General features: G+C 64.6%; 17 protein-coding genes. 4 read left to right on the top strand and 13 right to left on the bottom strand.

The genetic code is table 11. The features are described from left to right. Position 1: 1 nt before the first annotated feature. The gene (locus FJ988_RS29135; protein WP_140822568.1) at positions 2–1,477 is read left to right on the top strand and encodes a cobyric acid synthase; all 1,476 of its coding nucleotides are present in this window, start codon (positions 2–4) and stop codon (positions 1,475–1,477) included. Positions 1,478–1,783: 306 nt separating this feature from the next. Here the strand turns inward: FJ988_RS29135 and FJ988_RS29130 are convergent, their stop codons facing one another. From FJ988_RS29130 to FJ988_RS29120, 3 genes are all read right to left on the bottom strand, one after another. Continuing rightward, complete coding sequence (locus FJ988_RS29130) at positions 1,784–2,197, bottom strand: VOC family protein (protein WP_140822566.1); 414 nt, start codon at positions 2,195–2,197, stop codon at positions 1,784–1,786. Between the two features lie 81 nt (positions 2,198–2,278). Beyond that, positions 2,279–3,112 carry an AraC family transcriptional regulator gene (locus FJ988_RS29125; RefSeq protein WP_140822565.1) on the bottom strand — a complete coding sequence of 278 codons (834 nt, stop codon included), beginning with the start codon at positions 3,110–3,112 and terminating at the stop codon, positions 2,279–2,281. A gap of 25 nt (positions 3,113–3,137) precedes the next feature. Beyond that, a complete protein-coding gene (locus FJ988_RS29120; RefSeq protein ID WP_140822563.1) occupies positions 3,138–3,923 on the bottom strand; it encodes a TSUP family transporter in 786 nt (261 codons plus the stop codon). A gap of 107 nt (positions 3,924–4,030) precedes the next feature. On the opposite strand from FJ988_RS29120, the gene FJ988_RS29115 reads away from it, so the two are divergent. After that, positions 4,031–4,462, top strand: coding sequence for a TerB family tellurite resistance protein (locus FJ988_RS29115; RefSeq protein WP_140822561.1), 432 nt, complete (start codon positions 4,031–4,033; stop codon positions 4,460–4,462). An 18-nt stretch (positions 4,463–4,480) separates the two neighbouring features. Here the strand turns inward: FJ988_RS29115 and FJ988_RS29110 are convergent, their stop codons facing one another. The 5 genes from FJ988_RS29110 to FJ988_RS29090 form a co-directional block, all read right to left on the bottom strand. After that, positions 4,481–6,103, bottom strand: a complete 1,623-nt coding sequence (locus FJ988_RS29110; protein ID WP_140822559.1) for an ABC transporter ATP-binding protein — start codon at positions 6,101–6,103, stop codon at positions 4,481–4,483. Then, entirely contained in the window at positions 6,100–6,969 is an 870-nt protein-coding gene (locus tag FJ988_RS29105) for an ABC transporter permease (RefSeq protein ID WP_140822557.1), read from the bottom strand. The genes FJ988_RS29110 and FJ988_RS29105 overlap by 4 nt, the downstream gene beginning before the upstream one ends. After that, positions 6,966–7,913, bottom strand: a complete 948-nt coding sequence (locus FJ988_RS29100) for an ABC transporter permease (RefSeq protein ID WP_140822555.1) — start codon at positions 7,911–7,913, stop codon at positions 6,966–6,968. Before FJ988_RS29100 ends, FJ988_RS29105 begins: the two co-directional genes overlap by 4 nt. Positions 7,914–7,941: 28 nt before the next feature. Beyond that, positions 7,942–9,423 (bottom strand): ABC transporter substrate-binding protein, encoded by a 1,482-nt coding sequence (locus FJ988_RS29095; RefSeq protein ID WP_140822553.1) that lies wholly within the window; start codon positions 9,421–9,423, stop codon positions 7,942–7,944. A 126-nt stretch (positions 9,424–9,549) separates the two neighbouring features. Next, positions 9,550–10,827, bottom strand: a complete 1,278-nt coding sequence (locus FJ988_RS29090) for an acetylornithine deacetylase/succinyl-diaminopimelate desuccinylase family protein (RefSeq protein ID WP_140822552.1) — start codon at positions 10,825–10,827, stop codon at positions 9,550–9,552. A gap of 261 nt (positions 10,828–11,088) precedes the next feature. On the opposite strand from FJ988_RS29090, the gene FJ988_RS29085 reads away from it, so the two are divergent. Both FJ988_RS29085 and FJ988_RS29080 read left to right on the top strand, forming a co-directional pair. After that, complete coding sequence (locus FJ988_RS29085) at positions 11,089–11,520, top strand: L,D-transpeptidase (RefSeq protein ID WP_140822550.1); 432 nt, start codon at positions 11,089–11,091, stop codon at positions 11,518–11,520. A 193-nt stretch (positions 11,521–11,713) separates the two neighbouring features. Beyond that, complete coding sequence (locus FJ988_RS29080) at positions 11,714–12,556, top strand: hypothetical protein (protein ID WP_140822548.1); 843 nt, start codon at positions 11,714–11,716, stop codon at positions 12,554–12,556. A gap of 209 nt (positions 12,557–12,765) precedes the next feature. Here the strand turns inward: FJ988_RS29080 and FJ988_RS29075 are convergent, their stop codons facing one another. From FJ988_RS29075 to FJ988_RS29055, 5 genes are read right to left on the bottom strand one after another with little or no spacing between them, the layout of a single operon-like run. Continuing rightward, entirely contained in the window at positions 12,766–13,767 is a 1,002-nt protein-coding gene (locus FJ988_RS29075; RefSeq protein ID WP_140822546.1) for a lipid A biosynthesis lauroyl acyltransferase, read from the bottom strand. Positions 13,768–13,786: 19 nt separating this feature from the next. After that, positions 13,787–14,815, bottom strand: coding sequence for a zinc-binding dehydrogenase (locus tag FJ988_RS29070; protein WP_140822544.1), 1,029 nt, complete (start codon positions 14,813–14,815; stop codon positions 13,787–13,789). A gap of 36 nt (positions 14,816–14,851) precedes the next feature. Next, positions 14,852–16,123 (bottom strand): beta-ketoacyl-ACP synthase, encoded by a 1,272-nt coding sequence (locus FJ988_RS29065; protein ID WP_140822542.1) that lies wholly within the window; start codon positions 16,121–16,123, stop codon positions 14,852–14,854. Positions 16,124–16,136: 13 nt separating this feature from the next. Then, a complete protein-coding gene (locus tag FJ988_RS29060) occupies positions 16,137–17,327 on the bottom strand; it encodes a beta-ketoacyl-ACP synthase (protein WP_140822540.1) in 1,191 nt (396 codons plus the stop codon). 53 nt (positions 17,328–17,380) lie between these two features. Then, positions 17,381–17,662, bottom strand: a complete 282-nt coding sequence (locus FJ988_RS29055) for an acyl carrier protein (RefSeq protein WP_040981809.1) — start codon at positions 17,660–17,662, stop codon at positions 17,381–17,383. Between the last annotated feature and the right edge of the window lie 157 nt (positions 17,663–17,819).

Raw genomic sequence — 17,819 nt, 5'->3', positions numbered from 1 at the left:
GATGGCCAAAGCGATCATGCTGCAAGGCACCGGTTCGGATGTCGGCAAGACGGTGCTGGTGGCCGGGCTGTGCCGTGCCGCCAAAAAGCGTGGACTGAACGTCCGGCCGTTCAAGCCGCAGAACATGTCGAACAACGCCGCCGTCGCCGATATCCCCGGTGACAAAAGGCCGGGCGGCGGCGAGATCGGCCGCGGGCAATGGCTGCAGGCGCTGGCCTGTGGCGTGAGGCCGACGGTGCATATGAACCCGGTGCTGCTGAAGCCGCAAAGCGACATCGGCTCACAGGTTGTGGTGCAGGGCAAGGTCTTCGGCGAGGCCCGCGCCCGCGACTACCAGGCGATGAAGGTCGGGCTGATGGACGCGGTGCTGGACTCCTGGGCCAAGGTCGGCGAGGGCGCCGACCTAGTCATCGTCGAGGGCGCCGGCTCGCCGGCCGAGATCAATCTGCGCAGCCGCGACATCGCCAATATGGGTTTCGCTACGCGCGCCAACGTGCCGGTGGTGCTGGTCGGCGACATCGACCGCGGCGGGGTCATCGCCTCGGTCGCCGGCACGCATCTGATCCTGCCGGAGGAAGACCGGCGCATGGTCGAAGGCTACATCATCAACAAGTTCCGCGGCGATGTCTCGCTGTTCGACGACGGCATCAAGGCGATCGAGAACTTCACCGGCTGGCGCTGCTTCGGCGTCGTGCCATGGCTGAAGGCCGCCGCCCGGCTGCCGGCCGAGGATTCGGTCGTGCTGGAACGCCTGGCATCCGGTGGGAAGCGGGCGCTGAAGGTCGCGGTGCCGATGCTGGCGCGCATCGCGAATTTCGACGATCTCGATCCGCTGAAAGCGGAGCCGCAGGTCGAGGTGGTCTTCGTGCCGCCAGGCCAGAGGCTGCCTGCGGATGCCGGGCTGGTGATCATCCCCGGATCGAAATCGACCATCGGCGACCTGATCAAGTTCCGCGAGAATGGCTGGGATCGCGATCTCGCCGCCCACCGCAAGCGCGGCGGCCATGTCGTCGGCATCTGCGGCGGCTACCAGATGCTCGGCCGCATGGTGCGCGATCCCGACGGCATCGAGGGCAGCGTGCGGGAGACCGAAGGCCTCGGCCTGCTCGACATCGAGACGGTGATGGAGCCGGAAAAGACGGTGCGCAATTCAAGCGCTCGTTCTGTGCAGTTCGATCTGCCGCTGGACGGCTACGAGATCCATCTCGGCCGCACCACCGGTCCCGACACCGCGCGGCCCTCGGCGATCATCAACGGCGTCGAGGACGGCGCGGTATCCGCCGATGGCAAGGTGATCGGCACCTATCTGCACGGTCTGTTTTCCGCCGACGCTTTTCGCGCCGCCTATCTGGAGAGCCTCGGCGTCAAAGGCGGCGGCGTCGACTATCGCGCCGAGGTCGAGAAGGCGCTGGACGAGGTGGCGGCTGAACTGGAAGCGCATCTCGACTGCGACGCGATTTTCGGGCTGGCGCGCTGATTGGTCGGTATAGACGCTTTGACGGCGACTTTGCTTCCCCTGATTGAACCTCTGTCTTGGCGATTGGCCGAAACGTATGTCCCGTCGTCATCCACGGGCGGAGCAAGGAGCGAAGCGACGCGGCGCAGACCCGAGGATCCATTCCGTGACGCTGAGGCGTTGCAACGATGCAGAATTCTGCTCCGCTGCGCCCTCCGATTAAGGTCACGGAATGGATCCTCGGGTCTCCGCGTCCGCTTCGCTGCCGCTCCGCCCGTGGATGACGAAGTTGGGATGCTTTCGCCAACATCGAGCGCCGGCGAAGACCTACGCCTTCTCACCCGCCTTCGGCCAATAGGTGCCGAACGACCAGACATTGCCCTCGGGATCGCGGCAGATGAATTCGCGGCTGCCGTAATCGCGGTCGACCAGTTCCTGGATGATGGTCGCGCCGGCCTTCTTGGCGCGCGCGTAAGCGGCGTCTGCATCGTCGACGGCGATGTAGATCGACTTGCCGCCGCCGCTGCCTGGATCGCCGACCATCTTGCCGTAGTCGTCGTCGCGGGCACTGCCCAGCATGATCATCGAGGAACCGAAGGTCAGTTCGGCGTGATGGATGACGTCGCCCTCGCCATAGCGGGCGTGGACTTCGAAACCGAAGGCATCGCAGAGCCAGTCGATCATCTTGGGTGCATTCCTGTAGCGCAGGGCCGGGTAGATGCGCGGTGCTTCCGTGGGCATGAGAACCTCCTTGTTCGGTCGATGAGCCCAGTCTCGACCAAGGCCGTTCCGGCGTCTTGAAGAAATGTTACCTCGCGAGGCCTACATCAAAGCGGCAAGCGCCGTCGGCGTTTCGCCGGCGAGCTGGCGGAACTCGCGCACCAGATGCGCCTGGTCGGCATAGCCGCAATCGGCGGCGATGCCGGCCCAATTGTCGTCTTGCCGCTTGGACAGGGAGAGCGCGCGGTTGAAGCGCACGATGCGCGACAGCGTTTTCGGGCCGATGCCGATCGCGTCTGAAAATCTTTGCGCCAGATGCTTGCGGCTCCAGCCGATCTCGCCGGCGAGCGCCGAGATGCGCGTGCGTCCGCCCGAGGCGATGACCGTGCGATAGGCCCAGGCGATCTCGGGCGACAGCCCGTTGGCTTCCGCGAGCCGGCCGGCAACAAAGCCTTCTGCGATGTCGAAGCGGCTGTCCCAATCCCGCGCATCGCCCAGTCGCTCGCGCAGGGCCACGCCTTCAAAGCCCAGCGCATCGTCGAGGCCGACCATCCGGTCCCGCAGTTCGCTCATCGGCAAGCCGAAGAACCGCCTGGCGCCGAGCGGAGTCAAGTTCACTTGGACGCAACAGCAACCGCCGAAGGATTCGATCATCACTGGGCCGGCGTAGAGCCCGGCGGCGAAGCTGGCGTAGCGGTCATTGTCGCCCGGAGCGCGGCCGAGACCGATGGCAAAGGCGTCGGCGAAGCTGATCACCAGCGGCACGGTCAGCGAGGCATATTCGACGATGCGGAAATGGCCGGGCCAGATTTCGCGATAGCCGCAGATATCGGTGACGACGCCGGCCAGCGCAGCCGCGGGCTTGCGCCGGACCATCTCGAAATGGAGGGCGGGTGAGCGATTGTCCTGTCGATGGCGCTCGGTCTCGTCGGACATGGGCCAAGTCTAGCAGGAGATGCGTTCACACACCAATCAGCTGGCGCAAGGGGTTGGCCGGGTCGGCGAGCAGCTTGACCGCCAGCGCCAGGCAAACGACGACCAGCAGCGGCTTGATCAGCTTGGCGCCGATCCTGATGGCAAGGCCCGAGCCGACGCGGGCGCCGAGGAATTGCGCCACGCCCATCATCAGGCCGATCTTCCAGTCGATGACGCCGACGGCGGCGAAAACGATGAAGCCGCCGATGTTGGAGGCGAAGTTGAGCAGCTTGGTGTGGGCGGTCGCCTTGAGCACGCCATAGCCTGCGAGGGTGACGAAGGCGAGCATGTAGAAAGAGCCGGCGCCGGGTCCGAAGACACCGTCATAGAATCCGACCAGCGGCGGGATGATCAATCCGAACAGGAAAGGCGACAGCCGCTCGGCGCGGTCGACGTCGTCCATGTTGGGTTTCAGGGCGAAGTAGAGCGCGATCGCGATCAGGAGCAGCGGCAGGATGGCGCGCAGCACATCGCCGGGCACGACCGTCGCCAGCAGCGCGCCGATCGCGCCGCCGGCAAGCGCCAGGGCGGCGGACGGCAGTTGGTGGCGCAGGTCGACCTGGCCGTTCGCCGCGTAATGGATGGTGGCGGAGCCGGAGCCGAACATGCCCTGCAATTTGTTAGTGCCAAGCGCTGCCACCGGCGAGAAGCCGGCGATAAGCAGGGCCGGGATGGTGATCAGTCCGCCGCCGCCGGCGATCGAATCGACAAAGCCCGCGGCAAAAGCGGCGCCGACGAGGATAAGGACAGTCTGCAGGGTAAGGTCGATCATCAGGGAGGGGCGGTTTGGAAGGAAACTGGAGCTTCCACCACGCTGGCCCTGTTTGCGCAAGGGCGAATCCGAGCTAACAATCTCACGGAATCGCGAAGGGGAAGCCGATGGCAATGGCGCTGCTCGATCAGATACGCTCGATCTTCGATGGAGATCCGGGCGTGCGCAAGGTAGCGGACGATCCGGTGCTGTCGGCGGAACTCCTGATGCTGTTCCGCATGATCCTGGCCGACGGCTCGGTCTCGGAGAGCGAGATGGTCGTCTTCCGGCGCATCTGCAAGGAAGCCTTCGGCATCCCCGAGAGCAGCATCGACAGCGTCATCGAATATCTCAACGACTATGGCTACGAGACAAACGGCTCGCAGGCGATCGCGCTGTTTCGCGACCTCGATGTCGAGCGCCGCAAGCTGCTTGCCTATCATATGGCCGAGATCGCCAAGGCGGATTCCAAGCTGGCCGAGAACGAGATCCGGCTCTTGCGCCGCACGCTCGACTTGCTGGACATCAGCCCTGTCGACGCGGTGAAGCCCGAAGGCTGAATAGGGCGAACAGGTTTATCACCCCTGTTCCTGCATGCGCCGCGCGATGGCGCGGTGCAGATCGGGCGCTGCCGAGACGAGCGCCTTGGCCGCTTCCGATTGGGGATGATCGAGCACCTCGCTCGCCTTGCCGCGCTCGACGATCCGCCCCTCATGCATCACCAGCACCTCGTCGCCCATGGCGCGGGCGACCGTCAGGTCGTGGGTGATGAACAGATAGGCGATGCCGAGCTTCTGGTTGAGCTCGGCGAAAAGGTCGAGGATCTGGGCGCGGATCGAGACATCCAGCGCCGAGACCGGCTCGTCGGCGACGACAAGTTTCGGCCGCGTGATGATGGCCCGCGCAATCGACAGGCGCTGTCGCTGGCCGCCGGAGAATTCATGCGGGTATTTGTCCATGTCGCGCGGCCCTAGGCCGACTTCCTGCAGCGCATGCGCGACCATGTCCCGGCGCTCGGTCCGGGTCGGCTGTTTCTCAAGGAGATGCAGCGGCTCAGCGACCAGCTTCTCCACCTTCTGGCGCGGATCGAACGAGCCATAGGGATCCTGGAAAACCACCTGCATGTCGCGCCGCGCCGGTTTCAGCTCAGCCTCCGCCTTGCCGGTGACGGTCTCGCCGCGGAAGCGAATCGCGCCGGCCGTCGGCCTATCCAGCGCCAGGATCATGCGGGCGAGCGTGGACTTGCCGCAACCGGATCGGCCGACCAGCGCCACCGATTGCGCAGGCTCGATGGCGAGCGAAACATTGTCGACGGCGCGGACCGGCGGCGCCCGCCGGAACAGGGATGTGCGCCGTCCCGGATAGTCGCGGCTGACGCCTTCGACCTCGAGCAGCGGCTTGGCCGAGCCCGCCTGGTGAATTTTCGGGCGTGCCGGCACATGCATGGAGGCCAGCGCCAGCTCGCGCGTGTAGGGGTGCAGCTGTTCGGACAAGGTGCGGGCGGTGTCGCCGGCCTCCGTCACCTCGCCGCGGCGCAGGATGGTCAGTCGGTCGGCCATCTCGGTGACGACGGCGAGGTCGTGCGAGATGAGCAGCAGGCCCATGCGGTTCTCGCGGACGAGGTCGCGCAAGAGGTCAAGGATCTGCGCCTGCAGCACCACGTCGAGCGCCGTCGTCGGCTCGTCGGCAATCAAAAGCTTCGGCTTCAGCGCGCAGGCAATGGCGATGACGACGCGCTGGCGCTGGCCGCCGGACAGTTCATGCGGGTAGCGCGACAGCGGGAATTTTGTCTCCGGCAAACCGACCCGGTCGAGAATCTTCCGCGCACGGTCTTCGGCTTCGGCGCGGCTCGCCTTGGTGTGCCAGCGGATGCCTTCGGCAACCTGTTCGCCGATGGTCTTCACAGGATTGAGCGCCGTCATCGGCTCCTGGAACACCATGCCGATGTCGTCGCCGCGTAGCGCGCACATCTGGTCCTCGGTGGCGGCGAGGATGTCGATGCCGTCGAAGGCGACACGGCCTTCGGCGCGCGCAAGATGCGGCAGCAACTGCATGATGGTGAGCGCCGTCATCGATTTGCCCGACCCTGATTCGCCGACCAGGCCGACGACTTCGCCGGGCGCGATTGTCAGATCGACGTCTTTCAGGATCGGCGTGGCGCCGATCGTCAGCGACAGGTTCTCGATCTCGAGCAGGGTCATCGGCGCCGCCGCGATTTCGGGTCGAGGATGTCGGCGATGCCATCGCCGAGCAGGTTGAGGCCCAGCACGGTGATGACGATCGCCATGCCGGGAAAGATCGCCATCCAGGGCGCCGTCACCATCCGGGTCTGGGCGTCGAACAGCATACGACCCCAGCTCGGCATCGGCGGCTGCGCGCCCAAGCCCACATAGGAAAGCCCGGCTTCGGCGAGGATGCCGAGCGCGAACTGGATCGTGCCCTGGACCAGGAGCAGCGTCGCGATGTTGGGCAGGACGTGCTCGACGGTGATCTGCGTGGCGCCCTTGCCGGCGGCGCGCGCGGCGAGGATGAATTCGCGCGGCCAGATGGCCAGCGCGCCGGCGCGGGCGACACGCGCGAAAACCGGGATGTTGAAGATGCCGATGGCGATGATGGCGTTGACGGCGCCGGGGCCGAAGATCGCGGTGATCATGATCGCCGACAGCAGCGCCGGGAAGGCGAAGACGAGGTCGTTGAGGCGCATCAGCGCCTCGTCGGCCAGTCCGCCGCGCGCCGCGGCGAAGGTGCCGAGCGGCACGCCAATCCCCATGCCGATGCCGACCGCGACCAGCGCAACCGCGATCGAGTTGCGAGCACCGACCATGATCATCGACAGGATGTCGCGGCCGAAATGGTCGGTGCCGAACCAGTGCGCCCAAGAGGGCGGCTGCGTCTTGTCGGCGATCACCAGTTTGGTGACGTCGTAGGGCGTCCAAGCGAAGGACAACAGCGCGATGGCCGCCACCAGCAGCGTGATGGCGAAGCCGATCAGGAACGATCGGTTGCCGAAGGCTTTTGCCAGGACGCCAGCCAGCGTTTCCTCGGGGAGGTAAATACGCGCCGTCATTGCCGGCCTCTGAGGCGCGGATCGACGATGGCGTAGGAGAAATCGACGAGGAGGTTGATGAGGATGACGGCGGCGACCAGCAGCATGACCACGCCCTCGACGACGATGAGGTCGCGCTGCGTGATCGCCTGGAACACCAGCCGGCCGAGGCCGGGCAGGTAGAAGACGTTTTCGATGATGATGGTGCCGGCAAGCAGGAAGGCGAATTGCAGGCCGAGGATGGTGAGAACCGGGATCATGGCGTTGCGCAGCGCATGGCGCCAAAGCACTGTGCGATAGGGCAGGCCCTTGGCGCGGGCGGTGCGGATGTAATCCTCGTTCAGCACCTCGATCAGTGCCGAGCGCGCGACGCGTGCGAGGATCGCCGCCTGCGGCAGGGCAAGCGCGACCGCCGGCAAGATCAGGGATTTCAGCGCCGGCCAAATGCCGGCGCTCCAGCCGAGAAAGCCGCCGGCCGGCACCAGTCTGAGCCAGACGGCAAAGAGATAGATCAGCATCAGCGCGAACCAGAAATTCGGCACGGCGACGCCGAGCTGTGCCGCGCCCATGGTGAGCGTGTCGCCGGCGCGGCCTTGCCGGCTGGCGGAAAAGACGCCGACCGGAATGGCGATGATCGTCGACAGCGCGAGCGCAATCAGCGCCAGCGGCAGGGACACAGCCACCCTTTCGCGCACCAGATCGATGACTGGCACCGAATAGGTATAGGAGCGGCCGAAATCGAGGCTGAGCAGCCCGCCTGCCCAGTGCAGATAGCGCAGCACAAGCGGCGCATTCAGCCCCATCTGGTTGCGCAGCACCTCGACCTGATCGGCGCTGGCATTGAGGCCAAGCATCAGGCGCGCGGGATCGCCGGGCAGGATTTCCATCACCGCGAACACCACCATCGAGGCCAGCACCAAAGTGAGGGCCGCTATGATCAGGCGTTTCAGGAGGTAGGCGGTCATGGGAGGCGATCGGCCGATCGCGCCGGCCTCAGTCCGTCCACTTCACCTTGGTCAGGTCATCCGCCTCTATCGGCCAGTTCGTCCACATGCCCTGCAGCTTGGCGTCCCAGACGCCGATCTTCGGCAGCTCGAACAGGTAGACGGCGGGAACGTCGTGCGCGAGGATCTTCTGCGCTTCGCCCAGCAGCTCCAGCCTCTTGTCCTTGTCGACCGTGCTGCCGAGCTCCTTGATGACGTCGTTGAATTTCGGATTCTCGTACTGGAAATAGTAGTCGGGCCGCGAATAGATATCGATGTCGTTCGGCTCGACATGGGAAACGATCGTCAGGTCGTAGTCCTTGTTGGTGAAGACCTGGCTCAGCCACTCCGCCCATTCGACCGGAATGATCTGCAGGTCGACCCCGATTTCCTTCAGCTCGGATTGGATAACCTGGCCGCCGTCGCGCGCGTAGGGCACGGGCGGCAGCTTCAGCGTGGCCGAGAAGCCGTTCTCCAGCCCCGCTTCCTTCAGATACGCCTTGGCCTTGGCGATGTCGTGCGGATAGACGCCGGTCAGGTCGACATAACCCGCATCGCCAGGCGAGAAATGAGAGCCGATGGGCTTTCCAAGACCGTTCGAGGCTGCCTCGATGATGGCACTGCGATCGATCGCCGAAGCGAGGGCCTGCCGCACCGCCAGCTTGTCGAAGGGCGGCTTCTTGTTGTTGATCGACAGGATCGTCTCGCCCTCGGTCGCGCCGATCACGACGGTGAAGCGCGGATCGGACTGGACCTGGGCAAGCGCGTCCTGCGCCGGCATGTTGGCGAAGGCCTGTATGTCGCCCGAGAGCAGGGCGGGCACAGCCGCGGCGGCGTCGGGAACGATGCGGAATGTTGCCTTGTCGAGCGCGGCTTGTGTCCCCCAGTAATCCTGGTTCTTGACGAGCGTGATCTCGGACCCCTTGGCCCAGTGATCGAGCTTGAACGGACCGGTGCCTATCGGCTTGTCCTTGTTGCCGTCGGCCGATGCCTTGCCCACGATCACCGCCGCAACCTGGCCCATGTCATAGAGGAAATCGCCCTGCGGACCGTCGAGCGTGACCTTCACCGTCGCCGGATCGACCGCCGTGACATCGGTGATATGCGCAAAGAGCGGCTTTTGCGGATTGAGCGAATCCTTGGCGCGCGCCCGGTCCAGCGAGAATTTCACGTCGTCGGCGCTGAAGGCCGAGCCGTCGTGGAACTTCACGCCGGAATGCAGCTTGAACGTGTAGACCTTACCGTCGTCGGATACGGCCCAGCTCTCGGCGAGACCAGGCTGAACCTGGCCGTTGTCGTCGATGCGTGTCAGCCCTTCGAAGACATTGGCATAGGTGATTTCGCCGATGGCCGCGGCCGCACCGGCGGTCGGATCGAGATGCGGCGGCTCGAGCACGATGCCGAGCGTGAGATCGGTGCGCGCGGCAAAGGCCGAGGTGGCGGCGGCAAGCGACAGAACGCTCGCGGCCAGGATGGTCTTCCACAGTTTCATCGCTGAACTCCCATTGCTCAACTCAGCTAGGCGTGGCGGATAGAAGCGTGATTTTGCACGCGAGTAAATTGCGTTTCGTGCTGGCTTGGCGCGCCGGGGGAAATGTTTTTCCCACGGTCGATCCGCTCAGTCCGTCGTTCCTCTCAAAAGCACGTTGAGGCCGATCGCCATCACCTTGGCCGATTCCACCATGTCGGCGATGCCGACCCATTCGTCGGGCCGGTGCGCCAGATCGAGAATGCCCGGGCCGTAGGCGATGCAGTCATAGAGATGGCCGATGCGCGCGATATGCTTCTGGTCGTAGGTGCCGGGCGAAATGACATAGTCAGGCTCACGGTCGAATACCTCCATGATGCCCTTGGCGACGGCCTTGACCACCGGCGCGTCGCGCTCGGTCATCAGCGGCAGCACCTCCATCAGGTCGCGGATCTCGTAGTCGAATTTTTTGCGCTCGCGTTTCAGCCGCTCCAAGATCGATGTGACCTCGCCCTTGACGGCGCCGATATCCTCTTCCAGCAGGAAGCGGCGGTCGATGGTCAGCCGGCAGGAATCCGGCACGTTGGGCGAGGGCAGGCCCGGCCGGAAATCCTCGGTCTGGCCGCCATGGATGGAATTGATGTTCATGGTCGAACGCCGCGCACCTTCCGGCACCACCGGCATGCGCGTCATCTTGCGGTCGAGCGCCGGGAAGAGCTCATCCTCGAAGGTCTGCAGCACGGCGCCCATGTGGCGCACCGCATTGTCTCCGAGGAAGGGCATCGAGCCATGCGCGATCTCGCCCTTGGTCTCGATCTCCGCCCACCAGACGCCGCGATGGCCAAGGCAGATGCGGTCCTTGTTGAGCGGCTCCGGAATGATCACGTGGTCGACCCTCGGCTTGGAGAAATAGCCGAGCCGGGCCAGATGGGCGACGCCGCCGAAACCGCCGGATTCCTCGTCCGCCGTGCCGGAAATCTCGATGGCGCCGGGGAAGTCGGGATAGGCCGCCATGAAAGCCTCCACGGCGATGATCGAGGCCGCCAGCCCGCCCTTCATGTCGCAAGCGCCGCGGCCATAGACGCGGCCATCCTTGACCACGCCGGCAAAGGGATCGACGGTCCAGCCTTCGCCGGCCTCGACCACGTCGATATGCGAATTGAAATGCACGCAAGGTCCCGGCGAACGGCCTTCACGGCGCGCGACGACATTGATGCGCGGGTAGCGGTCGGTGTCGCCCGGCGTGCCTTCGGCGCGGATCAGTTCGGTCTCGAAGCCAAGCTTCCTCAGCCGCTCGCCGACAAATTCGGCGCAAGGCCCATAGGCCTCGCCTGGCGGGTTGACGGTCGGGAAGCGGATCAGGTCGGCGGTGAGCTGGACCAGGTCGTCGACCCGGTCATCGACCGCCTTGAGGAGGCTTTCATTCATTCGGCGGATTGAAGAAGCAACGCGAGGGTTTTGCAAGCAGCCTCTCGCTGATTGCCAACCGGCCATACGTCCATGGCCCAATGCCGCGCCTATACTTCCAGATGGCGCGTGTTGCAGTGGCAACTATGGCGGGAAAATCGTTCAAATTCGCGGCATTGGATTGGCGAAATTGTCAAGGAGTGTGTGGTACTTAACGCATCTGCCGACAGAAAGATGGAAAAACCGCGCGAATGGCAGGGGCAATCAAAGGGGTTTGATCGCATGAAAAAAATCGTTCTCATGGCAGCCGTGCTGGCAACCACGCTGCTCGGCACATCTCTCGCAAGCAGGGCGGCCACGCTGGTCGCCAATATCGACGTCTCCACGCAGACCATGACCGTCAGCCAATACGGCCAGGTGCTCTACCGCTGGAGCGTCTCGACCGCGCGCAAAGGCTACTTCACGCCGCGCGGCAGCTACCGGCCGCAATGGACGGCGCGGATGTGGTATTCGCGCAAATACGACAATTCGCCGATGCCTTATTCGGTGTTTTTCCGGGGTGGCTATGCCATCCATGGCACCGGCGCGGTGAAATATCTCGGACGTCCGGCCTCGCATGGCTGCGTGCGCCTGCACACCGCCAACGCCGCGACCTTCTATTCGATGGTCAAGGAAGCCGGCTACGGAAACACGCGGATCGTCGTGACCGACTGAGCTCCGGTAGGATCGGTGATCAGGAAGGCGCAGGTGGCGCTGTCCGCCTGCGCAACGTGTCGAGCGTTGCAGCAAAACCTCACAAGCTCTGAAAAACAACGGCTTAGGCCTGCCGGACCTCGACAAAGGCTGGTTTGTCCGGTGCTGCAATGTTAAGTGCGAGTTGTTTAGTGCAATGGCTTGGGGATTAAAAATGTACCGACTTTTTCTAGGCGCCGCGCTCGCCGCAACAGCGACATCGGCTTTCGCTGCCGACGCGCCGGTCATTCTGGATCAGGAACTCGCACAGCCGCATATCTCTGGCTATGGCGAGCTTTATCTCGGCGGTCTCTATTTTTCAGTCCCCGGCGATCATGAGACCGGCACCGGAGCTGGCGGTGCCGTTCGCGTCAATTTCCCGATCGACGCCCGCTGGAACATCCAGACCGATGCTGTCGTCGATTCGCTTTGGGTGCAGGGCACAAATATCTACAGCTATGGCGGAGCCGTGCATGCCTACTGGCGCGATCCGAGCTCTTATGCGCTTGGCGGGTTTGCCACGCTTAACGGATATGGCGGCGACGAAGGCCTAAGTGACGCGAACCTCTACAGCTTTTCCATCGGCCCGGAAGCTCAGGCCTATTTCGGCAACGTGACCGTTTACGGTCAGGTTTACTACGGCCAGTTGCGGGCCAGTGGCGAGTCCGAGCATTTCGACAATTGGGGCGGCCGCGGCGTGGTGCGCTTCTTTGCCCAGGACAATCTTCGCTTTGATGGCGAGCTTGGCTTCTCCAGGCTGTCGGCAACAGGCGGACATCTCGACACCGTCACCGGCGCCTTGCAGGCGACATACAGGTTCGCGGGCACGCCCTGGTCCGTGTTTGGCCGCTACCAATGGGATCACCTGACGATATCCGAGGCGTCGGGTAGCGTGAACGTCCATAAATATGTCGTCGGCTTAAGTGCCAGCTTCGGCTCGGATACCTTGCTTTCCCAGGATCGCAGCGGCGCCACGATGGACACCTATCGCCCGAATTTTGGGGTGCCGCTCTTCTGAGATCGACGCGCAACATTCCAATAATCGAGGCCGCGGAGACCAATCTTCGCGGCCTTCTTTTTGGAGGCGAGCACCGCGTATTTCCTGAGCGCGATCCACTACAGCGCGTCGCGTTGAAACGGGGTCAGGCGACGCGCTTCAGGTCCTTGTTTTTATGCATGTCGTTCTCCCCAAAACCGAGATCACTTTTGGGAGACATGCATAAGGCCCTATTGAGCGTCCTGGCTGGTTTGTTTCGCCTGGCCGCGCTTGCGGCGGCGACGGCCGCTGATTTCCCAGCGCTTGTGGAACCACATCCACTGTCCGGGGTCCTCGCGCACCCAGCGCTCGACGACGTCGGCGAGAAGTTGGGTGGTGGCTTCGACGTCGACGCTGCCACCCTCGGTGCGAGGTAAAGTAAGCTTGTCCTCGATTTCCAGGCGGAAGCGGTTGCCGGGCAGCCTGACGCAGCGCGCGGGATAGACGTCGCAATCATAGTGCCGCGCCAGCATGCCGAGCACGGGATTGCTCTGGCAAAGACGGCCGAAGAAATTCGTCTCGACGCCGCCGGTGAATTTCTGGTCGACCAGCACTCCGATATTGCCGCCGTTTTCCAGGATGGCGGCCAGTGCGAAGGATGCGCCGGTGGAGGAGGGCAGCAGCCCGCCCATCGAGGAACGGCGCGTCGAGTGGATGTAGTCGGCAAGATAGGGATTGTTGGGCGGGCGAAACAACGCGGTGATCTGCATGCCGAAGGTGGCGGCGGCCACGGGCAGCAGCTCGAAATTGCCGAGATGGCCGGTGAACAGGATATGCGGCTTCTTCTCGCCGGCGATCTCGACGAAATGCTCGATACCGCGCACCTCGACCCGGCCGGGCTTGGCCGCGTTCGGGTCGAAGTCGAAAAGCGCATCGAGGAAGATGTATTCGGCGGCGAGGCGGGCCATGTTGCCCCACATGTCGAGCGCGATGGCCTCGATCTCGGCGTCGCTCTTTTCAGGGTAGGCCAGGCGCAGATTGTCGACCGCCACGCGGTGGCGCCCGACCTTCGGGCCGACGCGGCGGGCGACGCGGTCGGCAAAGTTCAGCGCGCTATCCGCCGGCAGAAGGCGCAGCAGCGAGAGCAGCACGATGGCCAGCTTGGCGACCAGCCAGTGCTCCATCTGGCGCAGCCGCCGGCCGTAGCGGAACATGAAGTCCCGGCGGGCTTTCTTGAACACCTTGCCGACCATCCGCTTTTCCCGGAATTGCTCAGGAAACGCGCAGGATGATCTTGCCGAAGACGTCGCGGCCTTCCATGCGCTTCAGCGCGGCATCGATGTCGTCGAAACCCACCTCGGTATCGATCACCGGAGCGACGAGGCCGGCCGCCATCTTCTGCATGGCATCGGCCATGTTCTCCATGCGGCAGCCGAAGGAGCCGAGCAGCTTCAACTGCTGCTGGAAAAGCTGCATCAGATTGACCTGCGTCGACACGCCGGAGGTCGAGCCGCAGGTGACGAGCCGGCCGCCGCGCTTCAGGCACAGCATCGAGCCGGCGAACGTGTCGGCGCCGACATGCTCGAAGACGACGTCGACGCCCTTTTTCTTGGTCAGCTTGCGCACGACGCCTTCGAAACGGTCCTCGCGGTAGTTGATGACATGGTCGGCGCCGAGCGCCTTGGCCTTGTCGATCTTGTCGTTGGAGCCGACCGTGGTGATGACGGTGCAACCCATCTTCTTGGCTAGCTGGATCGCGGCGGTGCCGATGCCGGAGCCGCCGGCATGGACGAGGATGGTCTCGCCGGGTTCCAGCTTGGCATTGTCGAAGAGCATGTGCTCGACGGTGCCGAAGGTGACGGGCGCCACGGCGGCGCCGATTTCGGAGACGCCGGGCGGGGCCGGCACCAGAAGGCGGGCCGGCAGGTTGATCTTCTCCTGCGCGAAACCATCGAGATGGAAACCGTGGACGCCGGAGACGTGCTCGCAAAGATTGTCGCGGCCCTCGCGGCAGGCCCGGCAAAGCCCGCAGGTACGGGCGCCATAGATAGACACCAATTGTCCGGGCAAGAGGTTGGAGACGCCGGGTCCGACGGTCTCGACCTCGCCGGAGGCTTCGGCGCCGACGACCAGCGGCAGCTTGCGCTTGGCGAAGGCCATTCCGCGCCAGCCCCAGACATCGATGTGGTTGAGCGCCACCGCCTTGATGCGGAGCGTCACTTCGCCGAGCGAAGGCGGCGGGGGAGGCGGCAGGTCCACCGTTTCAAGACGGCGGTCCTCGATAAGTTGCAATGCGCGCATTGGGCCTGTCGGTTCAGTGGGGCTGAAAAAGGTCGCTTAGACCGGTTCCCGCGCCATGACAAGGCAAGTGTTCTGGCCGCCGAAGCCGAAGGAGTTCGACAAAACCGTGCCGACCTCTGCATTGCGCTTCTTGTTCGGCACCACGTCGAGCACGATCGCCGGATCGGGATTGTCGTAGTTGATGGTCGGCGGAATGACGCTTTCGCGCATGGTCAGCAGCGAGAACGCGGCCTCTACGGCGCCGGCGGCCGACAGCGTGTGGCCGATCATCGACTTGTTGGACGAGATCGGCATCGAGCCGATGCGCTCGCCGAAAACGGTCGACAGCGACAGATGCTCCATCTTGTCGTTTTCCGGCGTCGAGGTGCCGTGGGCGTTGACGTAATCGATCTCGTCTTCGCCGAGGCCCGCATCGGCAAGGGCGGCGCGCACGGCGGCGATCGCCGGCGAGCCGTCGGGCTTGGAGCGGGTGCGGTGGAAATCGTCGGCCTTTTCGCCACAGCCGCGCAGGATGCCGAGGACGGTGGCGCCGCGGGCAAGGGCCGCCTCCAGCGATTCCAGCACCAGCGCGCCGGAGCCTTCGGCGAGGACGAAACCATCGCGGTCCTTGGAGAACGGCTTTGATGCCTTTTCCGGAATGTCGTTGTGGGTCGACAGCGCCGAAAGCAGCGAGAAGCGGATCAGCGCTTCGGCGGTCGCCGAGCCGTCGGCGCCGATCGACAGCGCCTTGTCGCATTCGCCGCGGCGGATCGCCTCGACGCCGAGCTGGATGGCGGTGGCGCCGGAGGCACAGGCGGTCGAGAGCGTGATCGGCAGGCCGCGCGTGCCGAAGCGGTCGGCGAGACGATCGGCGATCGAACCGAACTGCGTGGTCTCGAAAACGTCGAGCTCCTTCAGCGCACGGGCCACGCGCAGCAGCCGCTCGGCGCCGGCGTCCTTGTTGTCGGAGTTATAGAGCGAGAAGCGGTCGGCCCAGTCGAGCTCGACCGGCGGCGAGGCCAGGAACAACGGACCGCCGAAGTCGCTCGAATCGAGGCCTGCCTCAGACACCGCTTCCTGCGCGGCCGTCTCGGCCAGCTCATAGGTAAGGGGGCTGGCGCCCTGCGTGCTCGACGGCAAGAAGTCGACCATGCCGGAGATGCGGGTGTTCAAGTGATCGACCGGAAAGCGGGTGATCGGATGGATGCCCGACTTGCCGGAGGTCAGCGCTGCCCAATTGTCCTTTTTGCCGACGCCGAGCGAGGTGACGACACCGATGCCGGTCACGGCGACGATCGGCCTGCCCATGTGGTCGCGGAGATTGGCCATGCTTTATCTCTTTCTAAGCGGCTTTAACCAGCCCGAGGCCCTCGAATTGGTGATAGCCGATCGCCGTTGCAAGGACGGAAGTCGGGGCGCCTGCAAAAGCCCGCTCCACTGTGGCATCGAAGACAGGATAGGCGGCCTTGCGATCGACGGCCAATGCCGCCAGCGCCACGGCGAACGGGAACTGCGCCTCCTTCATATGGCCGGTCAACGTCGAGAAGGCGCGCACGGCCAGGGCCGGGTTGGCATCGAGCGCGGCCTTTTCCGCCGCCGTCGCGGCATGGGCGCCCGAGGCGCCGGAAATCGTCAGCAACTCGCCGCTCGGCAACGCTGCCTGCTTCAGCAGCGTGGCGATCTCGGCGTTCAACTCGCCGCGCCGGCGCCGGGCGCGGCCGGAGGCCACGGGGCCGAGTTCAGCGTAGATCTTGCGGCCGCGGCTTTGCGCGTGCTCTCGCTGCTCGAGGACCAGAAAGGCGCCGCCCGAACCGGTCACCACGCCGCCGCCTTCGCCGCCCTGCCTTTGCCAGACCGGCTTCCACGGGCCGCGATGCAGATAGCCGGCAAGCTCGTAGCCGAGCAGCATGTCGGAATGTTCGGTCTGGAAGGCGCCGCCGACCAGCACGTGGGTCGACTGCCCCGAGCGGATGCGCGCGGCGGCGGTCTCGACGGCCGAGACGCCCGCGCCTTCCTCGCCCATGAAGGTGCGCGAGGAACCGGTGACCTTGTGGACGATCGAGATGTTGCCGGCGAGCAGGTTGGAAAGCTGCGCCAAAAACAGCGTCGGCCGCAATTCCGTGGTCAGTTTTTCGTTGAGCAGCACGTCGCGGTCGTTGCGGGCCTCGGAAGCGGCGAGGATCGCGGCGTCGACCGCCTCGTCGCGCTCGCCGCCGCCGGCCGCCACCACCATGTCCATGGTGGCGCAAAGCTCGTCATTGCCCTTGATGCCGGCATCGTCCAGCGCAAGGCCGGCGACATAGGTGCCGAGCCGCTGCCAGGTCTCCATCTGGCGCTGGTCGCCGCGCTTGGCGATCTGCAGGTTCCAGTCGATCTCGGGTAGCGGATGGATGGTATAGGGCGCGAAGCGCGTCGCCTCCAGCACCGGCTCCAGGCCGGGCTGGGTCAGCTTTTGCCAATGCGCGTCCGGACCCTCTCCAAGCGAGGAGACAAGGCCTATGCCGGTGATGACGACGTCGTGCGGGCTGCTCATGGGCGGCTGTTTTGGGTCAGCAGGCCGGGCGCGTCAAGGTGCGCCCGACTGCCTCAGGCGTTCTTGGCCGCGACCAGCGCGTCGATCTTGGCGCAGAGGTTCTTCATGACGAAGTAGTCGTCGGTCGAAGCCTTGCCGTCATTGACTTCCTGCGTCCACTTCTCCAGCGGCACCTTGATGCCGAATTCCTTGTCGATGGCGAACACGATGTCGAGGAAATCGAGGCTGTCGATGCCGAGATCGTCGATGGTGTGGCTCTCGGGCGTGATGGTGTCGATATCGATCTCGCTGGTGTCGGCAATGATCTTGGCGACTTTCTCGAACGTGGTGGACAAGAGGCTCTTCCTTCGGTTGCGGGCGGAATCTGTCCGCATCTTTGATTGTTGGGCGCTGTCTAATCGGTTTTTCCCGGCAGGAAAAGGCCTGATAAGCCGGGCGCAGATGGGTAGGGGGCCAGGCAAACGCAAGAAGGGCGCCCCGGCGCACACCCCG

This window comes from Mesorhizobium sp. CU3 (assembly GCF_006442965.1).
Lineage (GTDB): Bacteria > Pseudomonadota > Alphaproteobacteria > Rhizobiales > Rhizobiaceae > Mesorhizobium.
This window is presented reverse-complemented; position numbering and strand designations above follow the sequence as displayed.